The sequence below is a fragment of the Bacillus sp. EKM206B genome (assembly GCF_011066015.1).
GTDB lineage: Bacteria > Bacillota > Bacilli > Bacillales > Bacillaceae > Bacillus > Bacillus velezensis.
Genome location: NZ_JAAMNL010000003.1, coordinates 469619 through 485270 on the forward strand (window position 1 = coordinate 469619; position 15652 = coordinate 485270).

The 15652-nt window shown below is 47.3% G+C and carries 15 protein-coding genes; 4 read left to right on the forward strand and 11 right to left on the reverse strand.

Features of this window, described 5'->3' with window-relative positions; translation table 11 throughout:
• Positions 1 to 154 precede the first annotated feature (154 nt).
• On the reverse strand, positions 155 to 1387 hold the full coding sequence (gene ystJ / locus G9F50_RS08380) for an NADP-dependent malic enzyme (RefSeq protein WP_060562724.1): 1233 nt from the start codon (positions 1385 to 1387) through the stop codon (positions 155 to 157).
• 139 nt (positions 1388 to 1526) lie between these two features.
• On the reverse strand, positions 1527 to 4865 hold the full coding sequence (dnaE, locus tag G9F50_RS08385; protein WP_060562725.1) for a DNA polymerase III subunit alpha: 3339 nt from the start codon (positions 4863 to 4865) through the stop codon (positions 1527 to 1529).
• A 142-nt stretch (positions 4866 to 5007) separates the two neighbouring features.
• Between dnaE and ytrH the strand changes: the two genes are divergently transcribed.
• The 3 genes from ytrH to G9F50_RS08400 all read left to right on the forward strand — a co-directional run bounded on the left by ytrH (position 5008) and on the right by G9F50_RS08400 (position 6146).
• The gene (gene ytrH / locus G9F50_RS08390; protein WP_165406533.1) at positions 5008 to 5349 is read left to right on the forward strand and encodes a sporulation membrane protein YtrH; all 342 of its coding nucleotides are present in this window, start codon (positions 5008 to 5010) and stop codon (positions 5347 to 5349) included.
• Positions 5346 to 5849, forward strand: coding sequence for a sporulation membrane protein YtrI (gene ytrI / locus G9F50_RS08395; RefSeq protein WP_007408062.1), 504 nt, complete (start codon positions 5346 to 5348; stop codon positions 5847 to 5849). The genes ytrH and ytrI overlap by 4 nt, the downstream gene beginning before the upstream one ends.
• Positions 5850 to 5954: 105 nt before the next feature.
• Positions 5955 to 6146 carry a YtzJ family protein gene (locus G9F50_RS08400; protein WP_017418354.1) on the forward strand — a complete coding sequence of 64 codons (192 nt, stop codon included), beginning with the start codon at positions 5955 to 5957 and terminating at the stop codon, positions 6144 to 6146.
• Positions 6147 to 6163: 17 nt separating this feature from the next.
• On the opposite strand, the gene G9F50_RS08405 is transcribed toward G9F50_RS08400, so the two are convergent.
• On the reverse strand, positions 6164 to 7105 hold the full coding sequence (locus G9F50_RS08405) for a DHH family phosphoesterase (RefSeq protein WP_014418624.1): 942 nt from the start codon (positions 7103 to 7105) through the stop codon (positions 6164 to 6166).
• Positions 7106 to 7221: 116 nt separating this feature from the next.
• Here G9F50_RS08405 and G9F50_RS08410 point away from each other — a divergent pair, with 116 nt between their 5' ends.
• Positions 7222 to 7524: a YtpI family protein gene (locus G9F50_RS08410; protein ID WP_007408059.1), complete on the forward strand. Its 303-nt coding sequence runs from the start codon at positions 7222 to 7224 to the stop codon at positions 7522 to 7524.
• A gap of 28 nt (positions 7525 to 7552) precedes the next feature.
• Here the strand turns inward: G9F50_RS08410 and G9F50_RS08415 are convergent, their stop codons facing one another.
• The 8 genes from G9F50_RS08415 to G9F50_RS08445 all read right to left on the reverse strand — a co-directional run bounded on the left by G9F50_RS08415 (position 7553) and on the right by G9F50_RS08445 (position 15397).
• On the reverse strand, positions 7553 to 8869 hold the full coding sequence (locus tag G9F50_RS08415) for a CBS domain-containing protein (protein WP_012118175.1): 1317 nt from the start codon (positions 8867 to 8869) through the stop codon (positions 7553 to 7555).
• 137 nt (positions 8870 to 9006) lie between these two features.
• On the reverse strand, positions 9007 to 9693 hold the full coding sequence (locus tag G9F50_RS08420; protein ID WP_007408057.1) for a metal-dependent hydrolase: 687 nt from the start codon (positions 9691 to 9693) through the stop codon (positions 9007 to 9009).
• 60 nt (positions 9694 to 9753) lie between these two features.
• Positions 9754 to 10521: an SDR family oxidoreductase gene (locus G9F50_RS08425; RefSeq protein ID WP_060562727.1), complete on the reverse strand. Its 768-nt coding sequence runs from the start codon at positions 10519 to 10521 to the stop codon at positions 9754 to 9756.
• Positions 10522 to 10658: 137 nt separating this feature from the next.
• The gene (locus G9F50_RS20555; protein WP_007408056.1) at positions 10659 to 10787 is read right to left on the reverse strand and encodes a hypothetical protein; all 129 of its coding nucleotides are present in this window, start codon (positions 10785 to 10787) and stop codon (positions 10659 to 10661) included.
• Between the two features lie 73 nt (positions 10788 to 10860).
• Complete coding sequence (gene argH, locus G9F50_RS08430; protein ID WP_003152429.1) at positions 10861 to 12237, reverse strand: argininosuccinate lyase; 1377 nt, start codon at positions 12235 to 12237, stop codon at positions 10861 to 10863.
• Positions 12234 to 13445, reverse strand: a complete 1212-nt coding sequence (locus tag G9F50_RS08435) for an argininosuccinate synthase (RefSeq protein WP_043021559.1) — start codon at positions 13443 to 13445, stop codon at positions 12234 to 12236. Before G9F50_RS08435 ends, argH begins: the two co-directional genes overlap by 4 nt.
• A 152-nt stretch (positions 13446 to 13597) precedes the next feature.
• On the reverse strand, positions 13598 to 14110 hold the full coding sequence (locus G9F50_RS08440; protein WP_060562728.1) for a MogA/MoaB family molybdenum cofactor biosynthesis protein: 513 nt from the start codon (positions 14108 to 14110) through the stop codon (positions 13598 to 13600).
• Positions 14111 to 14209: 99 nt separating this feature from the next.
• The gene (locus G9F50_RS08445) at positions 14210 to 15397 is read right to left on the reverse strand and encodes an acetate kinase (protein WP_007408053.1); all 1188 of its coding nucleotides are present in this window, start codon (positions 15395 to 15397) and stop codon (positions 14210 to 14212) included.
• Between the last annotated feature and the right edge of the window lie 255 nt (positions 15398 to 15652).

The window sequence follows — 15652 nt, forward strand, 5'->3', positions numbered from 1 at the left end:
CGTTGTTCAGCCTTATCTGTCAGCGTTTTCAAAAGAAATAAGGATTCTGCTGAAATTTTTTTAAGACCTGCCCTTAAAAAAATGCCAGCAGTCCGTATATTGAACAGCAGCGCGTTGTTTTTTTCCAACGCGCTGCCATTTCATTTTTGTGTTATTATTCGCCGATGATTGTTAGCTGTCTTGTTTTTTCAGCCACTTCCTCAGGATCGACCGTAATTCTGGCGACGCCCGTTTCCATCGCTGCTTTCGCAACAGCTTTCGCAACGGCAGGAGCCACACGTTTGTCAAATGGAGCCGGGATGACATAATCAGCGCTTAATTCTTCCTCTGTAACAAGGGAAGCAATCGCTTCAACCGCAGCTATTTTCATTTCTTCGTTGATGTGAGTCGCGCGAACGTCAAGCGCCCCGCGGAAAATTCCAGGGAATGCCAGAACGTTGTTAACCTGGTTCGGGAAATCAGAACGGCCTGTTCCGATTACGCTTGCGCCGGCTGCGCGCGCGTCTTCAGGCATGATTTCCGGATTCGGGTTGGCCATTGCGAAGATAATCGGATCTTTCGCCATGCTTTCCACCATTTCTTTCGTCAGCGCGCCTTCGACTGATACGCCGATAAAGACGTCTGCATCTTTAATGACATCCTGAAGCGAACCGTCGTTGCGGTCTTGGTTTGTAAACTTCGCCACTTCGTTTTTCACTGCGTTCATGCCGGCCGGACGCCCTTCGTAAATCGCCCCTTTAGAGTCGCACATTACGATGTTGCGTACGCCGAAATGGTAAAGAAGCTTGATGATCGCGATGCCTGCCGCTCCCGCTCCGTTTGCCACAACTTTAATGGATGACATGGATTTACCTGATAATTTCAGCGCGTTTACAAGTCCGGCAACGGTTACGATGGCAGTGCCGTGCTGATCATCGTGGAAAACCGGAATGTTTGTTTCTTTTTTCAGGCGCTCTTCGATAATGAAGCAGTTCGGCGCCGCAATATCTTCAAGGTTGACACCGCCGAATGTCGGTGCAAGCAGCTTTACAGTGTCAATGATTTTGTCCACATCGTTTGTGTCAAGCGCGATCGGGAATGCATCCACGCCCGCGAAACTTTTGAACAGCACCGCTTTCCCTTCCATGACCGGAAGTGAAGCTTCAGGCCCGATATTACCGAGACCGAGAACGGCTGATCCGTCTGTTACGACTGCTACCATGTTCCCCTTCATTGTATAATCATATACTTTGTTTTTATCGTCATAAATCTCTTTACAAGGCTCAGCTACTCCGGGAGAGTAGGCAAGGCTTAAGTCGTCCGCGTTTCTGACTTCTACCTTTGCTTTTGATTCCAGCTTTCCTTGATTTACTTTGTGTAAATGTAACGCTTCTTCTCTTAATGACATTCTAAACACTCCTTTTAAGTACTTTGTTACATATTCTGCCGCATAGACTGGTACAATCGCTGGAGGTGAAAAATTTCAGAATCTTTAAATAAGATAGCACAATTGTTTCAATTGTATAACAAAACGATTGTTGTTACCACTATTTTAACACGACGTTTTCGCGGCCCAGCAGCTCTTTTAAACGGTATAACGCCTGATGGTCCGCCTGAATATGAAAAGTATCCGGCAGCCTGATCGTCTGCTTGTCTTTTTCATAATAAAGATAAACGCCGGTTTCCCCTTTATGCTCCAGTAAAATACGCTTCATCTTTTCCAAAAACTCCTGATTGTGCCGGCTGCCTTCGATTTTGATGTAAACAGACGGCGCTCTGTCTGCCTCCGTCTGCTCAAGAAGAGAGGCGGATGACATGATGAATTGTGTCTTCTCCTGACGCTCTTCCATTTTTCCGGCGGCGAATAAAAGCGCGCCTTCTTCTAACAGCGGAGACAGCCTTCTATATTGGTCAGGAAACACGACGGCTTCCATTTCTCCCGTTTCATCGCTTAATGTGAGAAACGCCATATGCTGACCTGTCTTTGTCCGAATCGTTTTAATGCCCGCGAGCAAAGCGCCGATTGACAGCTGCCCCTTCGGCATCTGCCGCGCTGCTGTGATCGCTTTCGCCCCCCGTTTTTTCAGGAGATCCCTGAAAGCAGACAAAGGATGGCTTGAGAAATAAACACCGAGAGCTTCTTTTTCGAACCGAAGCTTGTCCACGAGCGGAAATTCCTCAGCCTCTACATATTTTGGCTTAATGGAGAACGATTCTTCCAAAAACAATCCCATTTGGTCATCGTCTGCACGAAAAAGTTCAGCGTGCTCTAAAGCCACATCAACGGAGGCCAGCAAGGCGGCGCGATTTTGATTGAATTCGTCCATGGCGCCAGAAAATATAAGGGCTTCGATGGTTTTCCGATTCACGCTTTTTGCAGGTACACGAAAGCAGAAATCGAAAAGATCCTCGAACGGTTTATGTGTTCTTGCTTTATAAATATCTTTCACTGCCGAGACGCCTACGTTTTTAACGGCCCGCAAACTGTATCTGACGGCTCCGTTTTCCGGCGCAAACGGAAAACCGCTTTTGTTTATTGACGGCGGAAGGACTTGAATCCCGCTCCCCTTCGCTTCATGCAGATATTGCGATATTTTGTCCTCATTGCCGATGACGCTCGTCAACAGCCCGCACATAAAATATAACGGATAATGCGCTTTTAAATAGGCGAGCTGATAGCCGATCATGCTGTATGCGACAGCATGGCTTCTGTTGAATCCGTAGTTAGCGAATTTTACAATCAGATCGTAGACCTCGTTTGCAGTGACTACAGAATACTCCTTTTTTAAGCACCCTTCAACAAAATGGCTTCGCTCTCTGTCCAGAATGTCCTTTTGCTTTTTGCTGACAGCCCGTCTGAGCAGATCCGCTTCACCTAATGAAAACCCTGCCATGCGCGAGGCGATCATCATTATCTGCTCTTGATAGACGATGACGCCGTAAGTGTCACTGAGAATATTTCGTACGTCCTCGTGCGGCACTTCCACACGCGCCCGCCCGTGCTTCCGGTCGATAAATAACGGAATATTTTCCATCGGTCCCGGCCTGTAAAGCGCGTTAACCGCGACAATGTCTTCCAGTCTTGACGGCTTCAGGCGCTTCAGCACGTTTCTCATTCCTGATGATTCCAGTTGGAAAATACCCGTCGTATCACCGTTTGACAATAGCGAGAACGTTTTTTCATCCTGATAAGAAATCTCGGAAAAATCAATTTTCGTATTCGTCTCTTTTTCAATCATCGTTTTAATGGATTCAATAAGCGTCAAGTTGCGCAAACCTAAAAAGTCCATTTTTAAAAGACCGAGATCTTCCAAGTGATCCATCGCATACTGCGTTAAATACACGCCGTCATGCCCCTCTTGAAGAGGGACAACTTCCGAAAGCGGCTCTTTACTGAGAACGACCCCCGCCGCGTGTGTTGATGTGTGCCGCGGAAGACCTTCAATTTTCCTTGCGATCTGAAACACTTTATGAAGAACGGCGGATTCGGACAGCCGCCTGTTCAGCTGAGCGGACTGCCGCCTCGCTTCCTCAAGCGTCATTCCCGGTTTTGACGGAATCAGGCGGGCAAGCTGGTCGGCTTCTTTCGGGCTGATTCCGAACACTCTCCCGGTATCCCTTAACGCCGCCTTTGCGGCCAATGTCCCGAAGGTGATAATCTGGGCGACGTGCATGGCCCCGTACTTATTTTGTACATACTGAATGACCTCATCCCTTCTCGTATCAGGGAAATCGATATCAATATCCGGCATGCTGATCCGCTCGGGATTAAGAAATCTCTCAAACAGCAGAGAATGTTTAAGCGGATCCACGTCGGTAATGAAAAGGGAGTAAGCGACAAGCGAGCCTGCCGCGGACCCCCTTCCCGGGCCTGTCACAATGCCCTTTTCATGCGCGTACTTCATAAAGTCCCATACGATGAGAAAATAATCACTGAATTTCATGCGCCTGATGACGTCCAGCTCATATTCAAGCCGGCGGACAGCGCGCTCATCAGGAGTGCCGAAACGGAGGCGCAGCCCCTCATGACAGATCTCCGCCAAATAGTCATCGGCTGATTTGCCGTCCGGCGCCGGAAAAGACGGAAGCTGTGTCTGTCCGAGGCTGACATCGACCCGGCATTGCCGGGCGATACGCGCGGCTGCTTCAATCGCTTCCGGATGCCGCTTGTAAAGCTCTGCCATTTCTTCAGGCGCCCTCAAGTATAAGTCCGGCAGATCCCCGCTCTGATCCTCCCACTTCTCTCCGGCTTTAATAGCGCACAGACAGCGGTACGCATCTTGATCTTCTTTCTTGATATAACGGACATCCCCCGCAGCGCAGACAGCGATTTCCGTCTCGGCTGACAGGCGGAGAATCTCTTCTGATAACGTCTCACGTCCTTTAAACGGCTGGTACCCTAAATAAAAACGGCCCTCTCCGAACAGCTCCCGGAATCCTTCGGCAGCCCAGACCGCTTCTTCAAACTTCCCGGCTTTAAGCAGGCTTTCAATGTAGCCGTTTTCACCGGGCGTAATGGCGATCAGCCCCTCATGATAGCTCTTCATCCATTTTCGCTTCATGCCGCCCTTTGCCATGGATTGCAGCGCACTTGAGATTTTCACCAGGTTCTGATATCCGATGTTTGTCTCTGCTAAAAGAATGAGCGGGTGTGCTTCAAGCTCCGTATCGTCCGTGTATATAGAAGCCGTCAGACCGATAATCGGCTTAATTCCGTTTGATTTGCATGCTTTATAAAACTCAATGGCGCCGTACATCACATTTTCGTCCGTCAGCGCCAATGATGAATATCCGAGTTCCTTCGCTTGTGTAACAAGCTCTTTTACAGAAGCGGCGCTGTTTAACAGACTGTAGCCGCTATGTACTTGCAGGTGAACAAAAGACAATGCCGCCACTCCTTTCCCATACGTTCATTTTGCCTTTCTACATTATAAGACGGGTTTTCTTAAGAAACAAATGTTCTTTTTTGACTCATCATCATACTTGTCCGTTTCGCTCAATATGATAGAAAAGTGAGGTGGTGTATATATGGATCAAGAAGCCGGATTTATGGCGAATTTCATCAGCAGTTATTTTATCGCCCTCGGTGTGTTGCTCGGCGGCGCGCTGATCGGCGGCCTCGGAGCTTATTTATCAGGCGAGCCTCCGCTGACGGCGATCACAAAATTGGCGAACAGGCTGAAGATCTGGGCGCTTGTCGCGGCCATCGGGGGAACATTTGACGCGGTATACAGTTTCGAGCGGGGGCTGTGGGAAGGCAACACGCGCGACATCTTCAAACAGCTTTTTTTAATTATTTCAGCAATGGGCGGCGCGCAGACCGGCTGGCTGATTATTTCATGGCTGACCCAGGAGAATATGTCATCATGAGAATTCCCGAGTATTATAAAAAACCGGGATGGCAGCGTTTTTTTGCGGGAATGATGTGCGGAGCCATCGTCAGCTGGCTGTTCTTTCTGTTTACATACGGAACGTTTCAGGAAGAACAGGTGACGTTAATTGAAAAGCAGCGGGAGCACGCGCGGGATTTAAAAAACCAAATCTCCATCTATCAGAAAGATCTTCATAAATTAAATGAGGATAATAAGCAAAGGCTGCTCATCCAAAGTGTTGATGTGAAGCTGATCAATGGGGAAAAATACAGAATCGCCCAGCCTGACAAGATGAAATTTGAGGAACAAGTGAAAGATAATATTTCTGAAGTCATCACAAAGGATATTGAAAGCGTGTATAAAACAAAGGAGCTTTTAAAACGGACGATCGAAAACAAAATATACACCATAAATGAGAAGGAATTTAAAGCTGAAGTAAAGGAACTGACGATTTATACGAGATTGTCTGTCGAAATTCATATTTCTTTTGCGACGTAATTATGTCATTTTTAAAAATTTTCCATAGATCTGTCGCTTTTTTCTCCGCTTTTTTATAAACTGTAGATGAGACATTTTCAATGATTCTGAAGGGAGGAAGGGAAAATGGAGGTTTTTAGTGAACGACGCTTGGCAAAAGATCATGCAGCCCGAATCAGACAAGGCTATTCCGCATATGCAGAAACAAACACACTCGCTTCCCTCATAAAAAAAGAACTCCAAATCTGTAATCTCCGCGTCTACGAAGACCTGACTGAATTCGGCTGCTGGTTCATCCCCGTGACAGATGAACACTAAGAAAGAGGGTCTCCCCTCTACTTGTGTTCGTTACATATCTCTTCCAGATCAGCAAGAATCTGATCGGTTTCATCCCAGCTGAAGATGGATGCGCCGGCCGCAAGCGGATGTCCGCCGCCATTGTATTTCCGGGCAATTCCGTTGATGACCGGACCTTTTGAACGGAACCGGACTCTGATTTGATCGTCTTCTTCTACGAAAAACACCCAAGCGCGGATACCCGAAATATTTCCGAGTGTTCCGACAAGCTGCGACGCTTCAGAAGCGGTGGTTCCATATGTCTCCAAAATGTCTTTTTTAATGAAAACGGAAGCGACGCCGTTTTCAGACAGTGACACATTTTGATAAATAAAGCCGTTAAGCTTCACCACATTTAATTTTGTTTCATACAATTGATTGAACAGCTCTGACGATGAAAATGGGAACTCAATGAGCTCTCCCGCGTATTTTAATGTCTTTTTTGTGGTGTTCGGGAATAAGAAGCGCCCCGTATCACCGACGATACCCGCGTAGATCAGCTCAGCTGCTTTCGTATTCAGTTTCCAGCCGTGCTGCTTTCCTTCCAGGTACAGCTCATAGATCATTTCGCTTACGGAGCTTGCATTCGTATCGACCCATAACAGATCGCCATACGGATCTTCATTTGGATGGTGGTCTATTTTCATGAGCTTTGCGCCGGAATGGTAGCGCTGATCGTCGACCCTGCCTTGGTTTGCGGTGTCGCACACGATGACAAGAGCATCTTTATAGGTTTCGTCATCCACCTCATCGAGGGAATATAAAAAAGACAAGGACGGCTCAGGCTGTCCGACGGCAAAAATATTTTTTTCGGGATACGTTTCCCGCAGGATTTCCGTAAGGCCGCACTGTGAACCGTAGGCGTCCGGGTCAGGCCTCACATGTCTATGTAAGATAATGGTGTCATATAATGATATGGTTCTGATCAGTTCGGATTTCATCGCTTTCTCCTTTTCGTTTTTATTCATTTAATCATACTCTTTATCCATGGAAAAGGAAAATCTTTCAGCAACGGTATAAACGGTTTTGCAAACTCATATAATGGAGGATTTCATTTATGCTGGTTTTTGTTTTTCTCATCGGGCTTTCTGCCTGCTTTTACGTGTATTACAAAGTAAAAGGAATCCAGACGAAACGGGCGCTGGAGAAGGAATGTTTTTCGGCTAAATCAAGTATGGCATTAGGCGCGCTGGTGTTTTTGTACGGAGTAAACCAAATGATTCTGTTTCACTCCGTCCTGACCCTGGTCATCGGCGGCGTCTTCATTTTAATCGGAGCAGGCAGCGCATGGGCCGGGTATAAAGCATATAAGCATTATGAGCCCATCCATGCAAAGGAAGCGGAGAGGGACCACGCATAATGAATGCCAAGGGACCCGGGTGCGTCCCTTAACTTCTCTCCATCAGCTGCACCATGAGCATCGCTTTTGAAACGATGCCGCTTTGGCTTGACACTTCCACTTCCATTTTCCCGAATTTCCGGCCCGCCTCTAAAATGCGCGGTTTCACTTCAATGACCGACTCCATCTGTACGGGCTTCAGGAAGAAAATCGTAATGCTTTCAATGACCAGCTCGCCGCGTTTGCGGGAGCGTAAAAATCGGCTGGCAGCCTGGGTTAAAATCGTCGTAAACACCCCGTAAGAAATCGTGCCGAGCTGATTGGTCATTTGCGGCGTGACTTCATATTGATAAACGGCCGGCGTTTTGTCATCTTCGTCTTCTTTAAATCCCCTTGAAACAATATCATCCAGCTTTTCCCCGACCTGAGGCTGCTTTTGAACCATTTGAAGCGCTTTTAAGACATCCTGGCGGCTGATCATTCCGATCAGTTTGTGATGCCCGTCTGTCACCGGAAGCACTTCAATTCCTTCCCAAACCATCATTTGAGCCGCTGAGGCGACAGATGTTTTCCCGATCACCGTGACAGGGTTTTTGGTCATTACTTTTTCAATCGGAACTGACCGGTCATGCCCCGCGATATCTTTCGATGTGAGGATTCCGTGGATTTTCATCTGCTGATCGATCACCGGGAAGCGGCCGTGTCCGGTTTCATAGTTTTTTTCGTACCATTTCTCCAGCTTATCCTTAGGGGACAGCGTCACTGTCCGATCTGCGGGCGTCAAAATGTCTTCCACGAGCACAATCTCTTTTTTTATGAGCTGATCATAGATCGCCCGGTTGATCATCGCGGCTACCGTAAAGGTATCGTAGCTCGTGGAGAGAATCGGAAGCTCAAGCATATCGGCCAGCTCGATAATGCTGTCGTCGGTATTAAACCCTCCCGTTACCAAAACAGCCGCGCCCGCTTCAAGCGCCTGGCGGTGGGCGTTGATTCGGTTCCCGACGATTAACAGGTTCCCCGCCGCCGTATAACGCATCATCGCGTCAAGCTCCATCGCGCCGATCACAAACTTATTCAACGTTTTATGCAGACCGGCTTTTCCGCCGAGCACCTGGCCGTCTATCACATTGACGACCTCGGCGTATGTCAGCTTTTCAATATTTTCTTTTTTCTTCTGTTCAATCCGGATGGTCCCCACACGTTCAATAGTGGAAACGAATCCTTTGTTTTCGGCTTCCTTAATGGCTCTGTAAGCCGTTCCTTCACTGACTTTCATTTCTTTCGCAATTCTTCTGACCGAAATTTTTTCACCGACAGGAAGCGAATCTATGTATGATAGGATTTGTTCATGCTTTGTTGCCAAGCGTTTCACCTCTAAGGACAGTCTTCTGCTTTTATTATAAGGGTACGGGGGATTCATTCGCAATGAGACGCCGAAAAAAGGCGGCATCACAAAAAGACCTTCTGAATGCTTGATTCAGAAGGTCTTTGACACATATGTCAGGCAAGCTCAATGGTCTCGCCGACCGCCATGACTTTGCCGACGCCTCCGGGCAGACTTTCGGCGAAAGCGTCAGGGTCCTGTTCAATGACAGGAAATGTATTGTAATGAACGGGAACGACCTGTTTCGCTCTCAGCCACTCAGCCGCGAGTTTCGCATCTTCAGGGCCCATGGTGAAGTTATCACCGATCGGCAGAAACGCCAGGTCAATGTGATTCAGTTCCCCGATCAGTTTCATATCAGAGAACAGCGCCGTGTCCCCGGCGTGGAAAATCGTTTTGCCGTCAATCGTCAATAAAATCCCGGCCGGCATCCCCGTGTACGTAATGGTTTTGTTTTCTTCATCAGTGACCGCCGATCCGTGGAATGCCTGTGTCAGTTTCACTTTACCGAAATCAAATTGGCGCGCCCCTCCGATATGCATCGGGTGGACCTTTAAACCTTTAAAGCCGAGATAAACGGCCAGCTCATTCGGGGCAATAACGAGCGCATCGTTTTGTTTAGCGATCTGCTCTGTATCTCCGACATGGTCATTGTGTCCGTGAGTAAGCAGAATGACATCCGCTTTCACTTCTTCCGGTTTCAAATTTGTCAGACTGTTTCCGGTCAGAAACGGATCAAAAATAATGTTATGGGTTTTCGTTTCCACTTGAATGACAGAATGTCCGTGATAAGTCACTTTCATCGTTTTCACCTCATAAAAAATTAATATTTATCAAGTTCCCTTTTTGACAAACGAAAAAACTTACAGGGATTGATGCCTGTTAATCACATTCAGCCCGCCTGTTGCTTCAATGACCGTTCCGGTTACAAGATCGGAATCATCTTCACATAAAAAGGCGATGATTCTCGCAATGTCCTCTCCGGTTCCGGACCTGCCGATCGGCGTCTTTTCTTTGCCGATTTTCCGTCTTGCGTCCTCTATAGACGCTTCTTTCATATCTCCTACAATATCACCCGGGCAGACCATATTGGCCGTAATGCCTGATTCAGCTTCTTCAATCGCAATGGTTTTCGTTAACGAAGCCAACCCGACTTTAGCCGCTCCGAAAGCGGAACGGTGAAGCCAGCCGGGGGCATGGTCCGCTCCTTGAAAACCGTATGTAATAATCCGGCCGAACCGCTGCTGTCTCATGACCGGGATAACCGCTTTAAACAGATGGAAAACGGCGCTTAAATTCCCTTCAAGCATGTCATACCATTCGTCATCGGAGTAATCGGCAAGCTTTTTGCGCTCAAATATGTACGGTCCGGCATTGTTAATCAGTATGTCAATCCTTCCAAACCGCTGAAGGGCTGCATCGGCGATCCGCTTGAGATCTTCTTTCCGGGTTACATCGCCCTTAACGAATTGCAATCTGTCATGGCACCCGGGATAATCCGCCTTCAGACAGGCGACCGCTTCTTCGTCTTGTCTGTAATTCACTGTGACAGAAAAGCCTTTTTCCAGAAGCATTTCAGTCACTTTTCGGCCCAATCCCTTTGTACCGGCAGTGATTAGAGCATGTCGCACATTGAATACCCTCCCCAGGCAACGTTGCCGCTTCAATAAAATCAAGACGTTTCTCCCTCTACTTTACTATAAACAAACGGCAATATCACTTTTTTGCACTTCGTCCGCACGAAAAAAAAGCCGTCTTTACAGACAGCTTAATTTTCTGAAGGAGCAGAGGCTTCCTCCATGCCGACATAACCGCTTTCGTATGCCTCTGAGATGAGCCTGGCCGTTTCTTCACTTTCTTTTTCATCATAGATGTAACGGTCTTGTTCTTTGCGCATTCCTTCTACCTCCCATCTTTATAGATGTAGGGTGTCTGATATGACGGGAAAATATGAAGGAAATTTCAGCAAATTAAATGCCGGCGCAGGCTTTTGCTTTTACGAGCGCCTGTTCTACCTGCTGAAAACCCGTTCCGCCGGCGCTCATTCTTTTTTCAACCGCATGATGCGGATCGAGCACGGTATAGATGTCTTCTTCAAAGAGACTGCTGGCTTGAAGGAATTCTTCAAATGCCATATCACTTAAATAGATTCCTTTTTCAATGCAGCTGTACACAAGCTTGCCGACCACTTCATGCGCTTCTCTGAACGGCATGCCTTTTTTAGCTAAATAATCGGCAAGTTCCGTCGCGTTTGAAAAATCTTGTTTTGTCGCTTGTTTCATGATGTCCTTGTTTACTTTCATCGTTTCAATCATGCCCGTGAAAATCTGAAGGCTTCCTTCAACGGTTTTCACCGTGTCAAACATGCCTTCTTTATCTTCCTGCAGGTCTTTGTTGTAAGCGAGCGGGAGCCCTTTCATAATCGTGAAAAGCCCCATCATATCACCGTATACGCGTCCGGTTTTACCGCGGATCAGCTCCGCCATGTCGGGGTTTTTCTTCTGCGGCATCATGCTGCTTCCCGTCGCATACGTATCATCCAGTTCAATGAATCTGAATTCCTGCGAGCACCATAGAATGATTTCTTCTGATAAACGCGAAAGGTGCATCATCAGCATGCTGCTGCCGCTTAAAAACTCGAGAATAAAATCTCTGTCGCTGACTCCGTCAAGACTGTTCTCATAAATGGAGTCAAAACCGAGCAGCTCCGCCGAATAGTTACGGTCTATCGGAAACGTGGTTCCGGCAAGCGCCCCGCATCCGAGCGGCGATATGTTAATCCGTTTCATAGCATCGCGAAAACGCTCTTTATCCCGTTCAAGCATCCAAAAATAAGCAAGCAGATGGTGGGCGAAAGAAATCGGCTGAGCCCGCTGCAAATGGGTGTACCCCGGCAGGATGGTCTCGACATTGGCCTCCGCTTTTTCGATCAGCGCTTTTTGGAACTGTTCAATCAGCACGATGATATGTGAGACATGATCTTTCAAATACAAATGCATGTCGGTCGCCACCTGGTCATTCCGGCTTCTGCCGGTATGGAGCTTGCCGCCTAACGGGCCGATTTCTTCGATCAGCATTTTTTCAATATTCAAATGGATATCTTCATAATCAACAGAGAATTCAAGCGTCCCTTCCTCTGCTTTTTGCAGGAGGGTCTGCAGCCCCTGTCGGATGGCGCCTTCTTCCTCTTCCGTCAGAATGCCGCATTTTTTCAGCATTGCCGCATGAGCGAGAGACCCTGTAATATCCTCTTTGACTAAGTTTTGGTCGAATGTGATGGATGCGCCGAACTCATCGACCCACTTTTCCGGTGTTTTTTGAAAACGGCCTCCCCAAAGCTTCTTCATGCTTCAATCTGCTCCTTCTTTTTCACAATGCTGTTTACTTTTGTCGGCAGCCCCCAAAGCTCAATGAAACCGATTGCCGCGTGATGGTCAAAAGCATCGTCTTTTGTATATGTCGCAAGTTTTTCGTCGTAGAGTGAATATTCCGACTTACGTCCTTCTACAATGGCATGGCCTTTAAACAGCTTGACGCGCACGACGCCGGTGACGTGTTTTTGGGTTTCTTTCAAGAATGCAAGCAGCGCGTCTTTTAACGGCGAGAACCATAAACCGTTATAGATGATTTCAGACAGTTTTTGTTCAATTGCCGGTTTGAAATGGGCCACTTCTTTCACTAAAGTCAGATCCTCAAGCTCTTTGTGAGCCGTAATCAAAGTCATGGCACCCGGGCACTCATAAACTTCACGGGACTTAATGCCGACCAGGCGGTTTTCCACATGGTCAATCCGGCCGATGCCGTGTTTTCCGGCAGTCTCGTTCAGCTTGAGAATTAAATCAGCGAGCGGGTAGGTTACGCCGTCGATTGAAACCGGAACACCGGCTTCAAATGCGATTTCGATGATTTCCGGAACGTCCGGCGTGTTTTCAAGAGATGCTGTCAGGTCATATGCCCCTTCAGGCGGCGCCGCCCACGGATCTTCTAATATACCGCATTCATTGGCGCGTCCCCATAGGTTCTGGTCGATGGAATACGGGCTGTCAAGATTGATCGGAATCGGTATGCCGCGGCTTGCAGCATATTCAATTTCTTCTTCACGCGACCATTGCCACTCACGGACCGGAGCAATGACCTCCAGATCAGGATTTAATGATTTAATGGATACTTCGAAACGCACCTGATCGTTGCCTTTTCCCGTGCAGCCGTGCGCTACGGCCACCGCGTTTTCCTTTTCCGCGACTTCAACGAGTTTTTTCGCGATCAATGGACGGGATAATGCAGATACGAGCGGATACTTGCCTTCATACATTGTATGGGCCTGCATAGAAATGAGCGCGTACTCCCGGGCGAATTCTTCTTTCGCATCAATCACATAGGAATTTACAGCGCCTACTTCCAGCGCTTTTTGCTGAACGAATGCCAAATCCTTTCCTTCCCCTACGTCTAAGCAGCAGGCAACAACATCGTATCCCTGTTCTTGCAGCCATTTTATCGCTACAGAAGTATCAAGACCTCCTGAGTATGCCAATACAACCTTTTTTTGTTTTGCCATGTTAAAAGCTCCCTTTTGTATAAAAATTAGTTTTAATTAATAAAAATGCATTTTGTATGTATACACTGTAACAAGTAAATTCTGTTTTTTCAAGCCTTTTATAAAAAAAACCCCACCCAATTTTTTGAGCGGAGCAGAACCTTTTTATACATTTATAAATCTTTTCGGATTTCCCGGAGCACATGGGGCAGTTCAGGAATAATCAGTTTACTCATTGCAAGCTTTACGGCGCCTGAGGAGCCGGGCGTGCAGAAGACTGCGGTATTTTGGATCACACCCGCTGCCGCTCTGGACAAAATGGCGGCGGAACCGATGTCCTCCGTATAGCTCAGCATGCGGAACAGCTCGCCGAATCCCGGGAGTTCTTTTGAAAACAGCGGCGCGACCGCTTCAATTGTGACATCCCTTTCGGCAATGCCCGTCCCTCCGTTTAACAGCACCGCATCTGTATATTCATCCATACAGCCGGATAAAACGGCTTTCTGCAATTCATCTTTTTCATCTTTAACAATGTCATAAGCGACCGTTTCAAATCCCGCTTCCCTGAGGAAGTCCATCATGACGCGCCCGCTTTTGTCGGTTTCTTTCGTTCTCGTGTCGCTGACTGTAATCACCTTGCAGCGCACGGCTGACGGGGCTTCTTGTTTATGTTCATGCACACTCATTGCTTCACCTCATCGTTTATGTATTAAACATATCGTAACGTTTGATTCTGGGGCATTCAATAAAAAAGCACACCCTAAAGGATGTGCTTTTTTCGATCATTACTGTGCAAGGCGGACAACGTCGCGTGCGATCATGACCTCTTCGTCAGTCGGAATGATCATGACTTTGACAGGAGAGTGAGGGTAGCTGATAAACGCTTCCTCGCCGCGCACGTTGTTCAGCGCAGGATCCCAATATACACCCATGAATTCTAAGCCGCGAAGCACGCGTTCTCTGACTTCAACGCTGTTTTCACCGATACCCGCAGTGAAAATAATCGCGTCAACGCCGCTCATTCTCGCAGCGTAAGAACCGATATATTTATGGATTCTGCTTGCAAACACTTCAAGAGCCGTTTCCGCTCTTTCGTTTCCTTCTTTTGAAGCTTCTACGATATCGCGTAGGTCGCTGGAGAAACCGGATACGCCAAGCAGTCCGCTCTTTTTATTTAACGTATTTAATACTTCATCTGCCGTCTGATCCGTTTTTTCCATAATGTACGGAATCAATGCAGGGTCGATGTTTCCTGAACGTGTTCCCATCGCAACACCCGCAAGCGGTGTGAAGCCCATTGACGTATCAATGGATTTTCCGCCTTCTACCGCCGCGATACTTGCGCCGTTACCGAGGTGGCAGGAAATCAGACGCAAATCTTCAAGCGGGCGGCCGAGAAGCTCAGCTGCGCGCTGTGTCACGTATTTATGAGATGTGCCGTGGAAACCGTATTTGCGAATGCCGTATTTCTCGTAGTATTCGTACGGTAGGCTGTACAGGTAAGATTGTTCAGGCATCGTTTGGTGGAACGCCGTATCAAACACTGCAACCGCAGGCACATTCGGAAGCACTTCTTTAAAGGCTTTAATGCCGACGATGTTAGCCGGGTTGTGAAGCGGCGCTAGTTCTGAAATCTCTTCAATCTCACGGATTGTTTCATCCGTAAGCAAAACAGAATCGCTGAATTTTTCTCCGCCGTGAACCACACGGTGGCCGATTCCGTCAATTTCATTTAAATCCTTTATAATACCGAATTCAGTCAGCTTGTGAAGCAGCATCTTCACCGCAACCGCATGATCCGGAATATCTGTCACTTCTGTATTTTTTTCGCCGTTAACAGAGATTGTGAAAACGCTATCGGCGATACCGATCCGTTCTACTAAACCTTTTGTTAGCACCTTTTCTGAAGGCATTTCGAATAACTGAAATTTTAAAGATGAGCTTCCTGCGTTAATTGCAATAATTTTAGACATAAATGACGCTCCTATCAAAATTCTTCTTCGTTTGTTCGTTCTTTTTTCCCAGACCATAACTGCAGTCCAAAAAATATCTGACTTTTCCATTTAAACATTGTCAACTCAGCATTTCAAGTCAACATCCACATTGGTACCGCTTACAATATGAAGTCGATATTTTCTGATAAATTTCATTTGTGCCAAATGGACGGCACGGCCTTACGGAATGTTATTTTCTTTCCTTAATTTGTGTTATCGTCCTGATTTCCATTC

Bases quoted from the DNA above. Each gene is read 5' to 3' on its own strand.
- ystJ (WP_060562724.1), bottom strand. From the start codon at position 1,387: ATGTCATTAAGAGAAGAAGCGTTACATTTACACAAAGTAAATCAAGGA.
- ytrH (WP_165406533.1), top strand. From the start codon at position 5,008: ATGGATCAAGAAGCCGGATTTATGGCGAATTTCATCAGCAGTTATTTT.
- ytrI (WP_007408062.1), top strand. From the start codon at position 5,346: ATGAGAATTCCCGAGTATTATAAAAAACCGGGATGGCAGCGTTTTTTT.
- G9F50_RS08400 (WP_017418354.1), top strand. From the start codon at position 5,955: ATGGAGGTTTTTAGTGAACGACGCTTGGCAAAAGATCATGCAGCCCGA.
- G9F50_RS08405 (WP_014418624.1), bottom strand. From the start codon at position 7,105: ATGAAATCCGAACTGATCAGAACCATATCATTATATGACACCATTATC.
- G9F50_RS08410 (WP_007408059.1), top strand. From the start codon at position 7,222: ATGCTGGTTTTTGTTTTTCTCATCGGGCTTTCTGCCTGCTTTTACGTG.
- G9F50_RS08420 (WP_007408057.1), bottom strand. From the start codon at position 9,693: ATGAAAGTGACTTATCACGGACATTCTGTCATTCAAGTGGAAACGAAA.
- G9F50_RS20555 (WP_007408056.1), bottom strand. From the start codon at position 10,787: ATGCGCAAAGAACAAGACCGTTACATCTATGATGAAAAAGAAAGTGAA.
- argH (WP_003152429.1), bottom strand. From the start codon at position 12,237: ATGAAGAAGCTTTGGGGAGGCCGTTTTCAAAAAACACCGGAAAAGTGG.
- G9F50_RS08435 (WP_043021559.1), bottom strand. From the start codon at position 13,445: ATGGCAAAACAAAAAAAGGTTGTATTGGCATACTCAGGAGGTCTTGAT.
- G9F50_RS08440 (WP_060562728.1), bottom strand. From the start codon at position 14,110: ATGAGTGTGCATGAACATAAACAAGAAGCCCCGTCAGCCGTGCGCTGC.
- G9F50_RS08445 (WP_007408053.1), bottom strand. From the start codon at position 15,397: ATGTCTAAAATTATTGCAATTAACGCAGGAAGCTCATCTTTAAAATTT.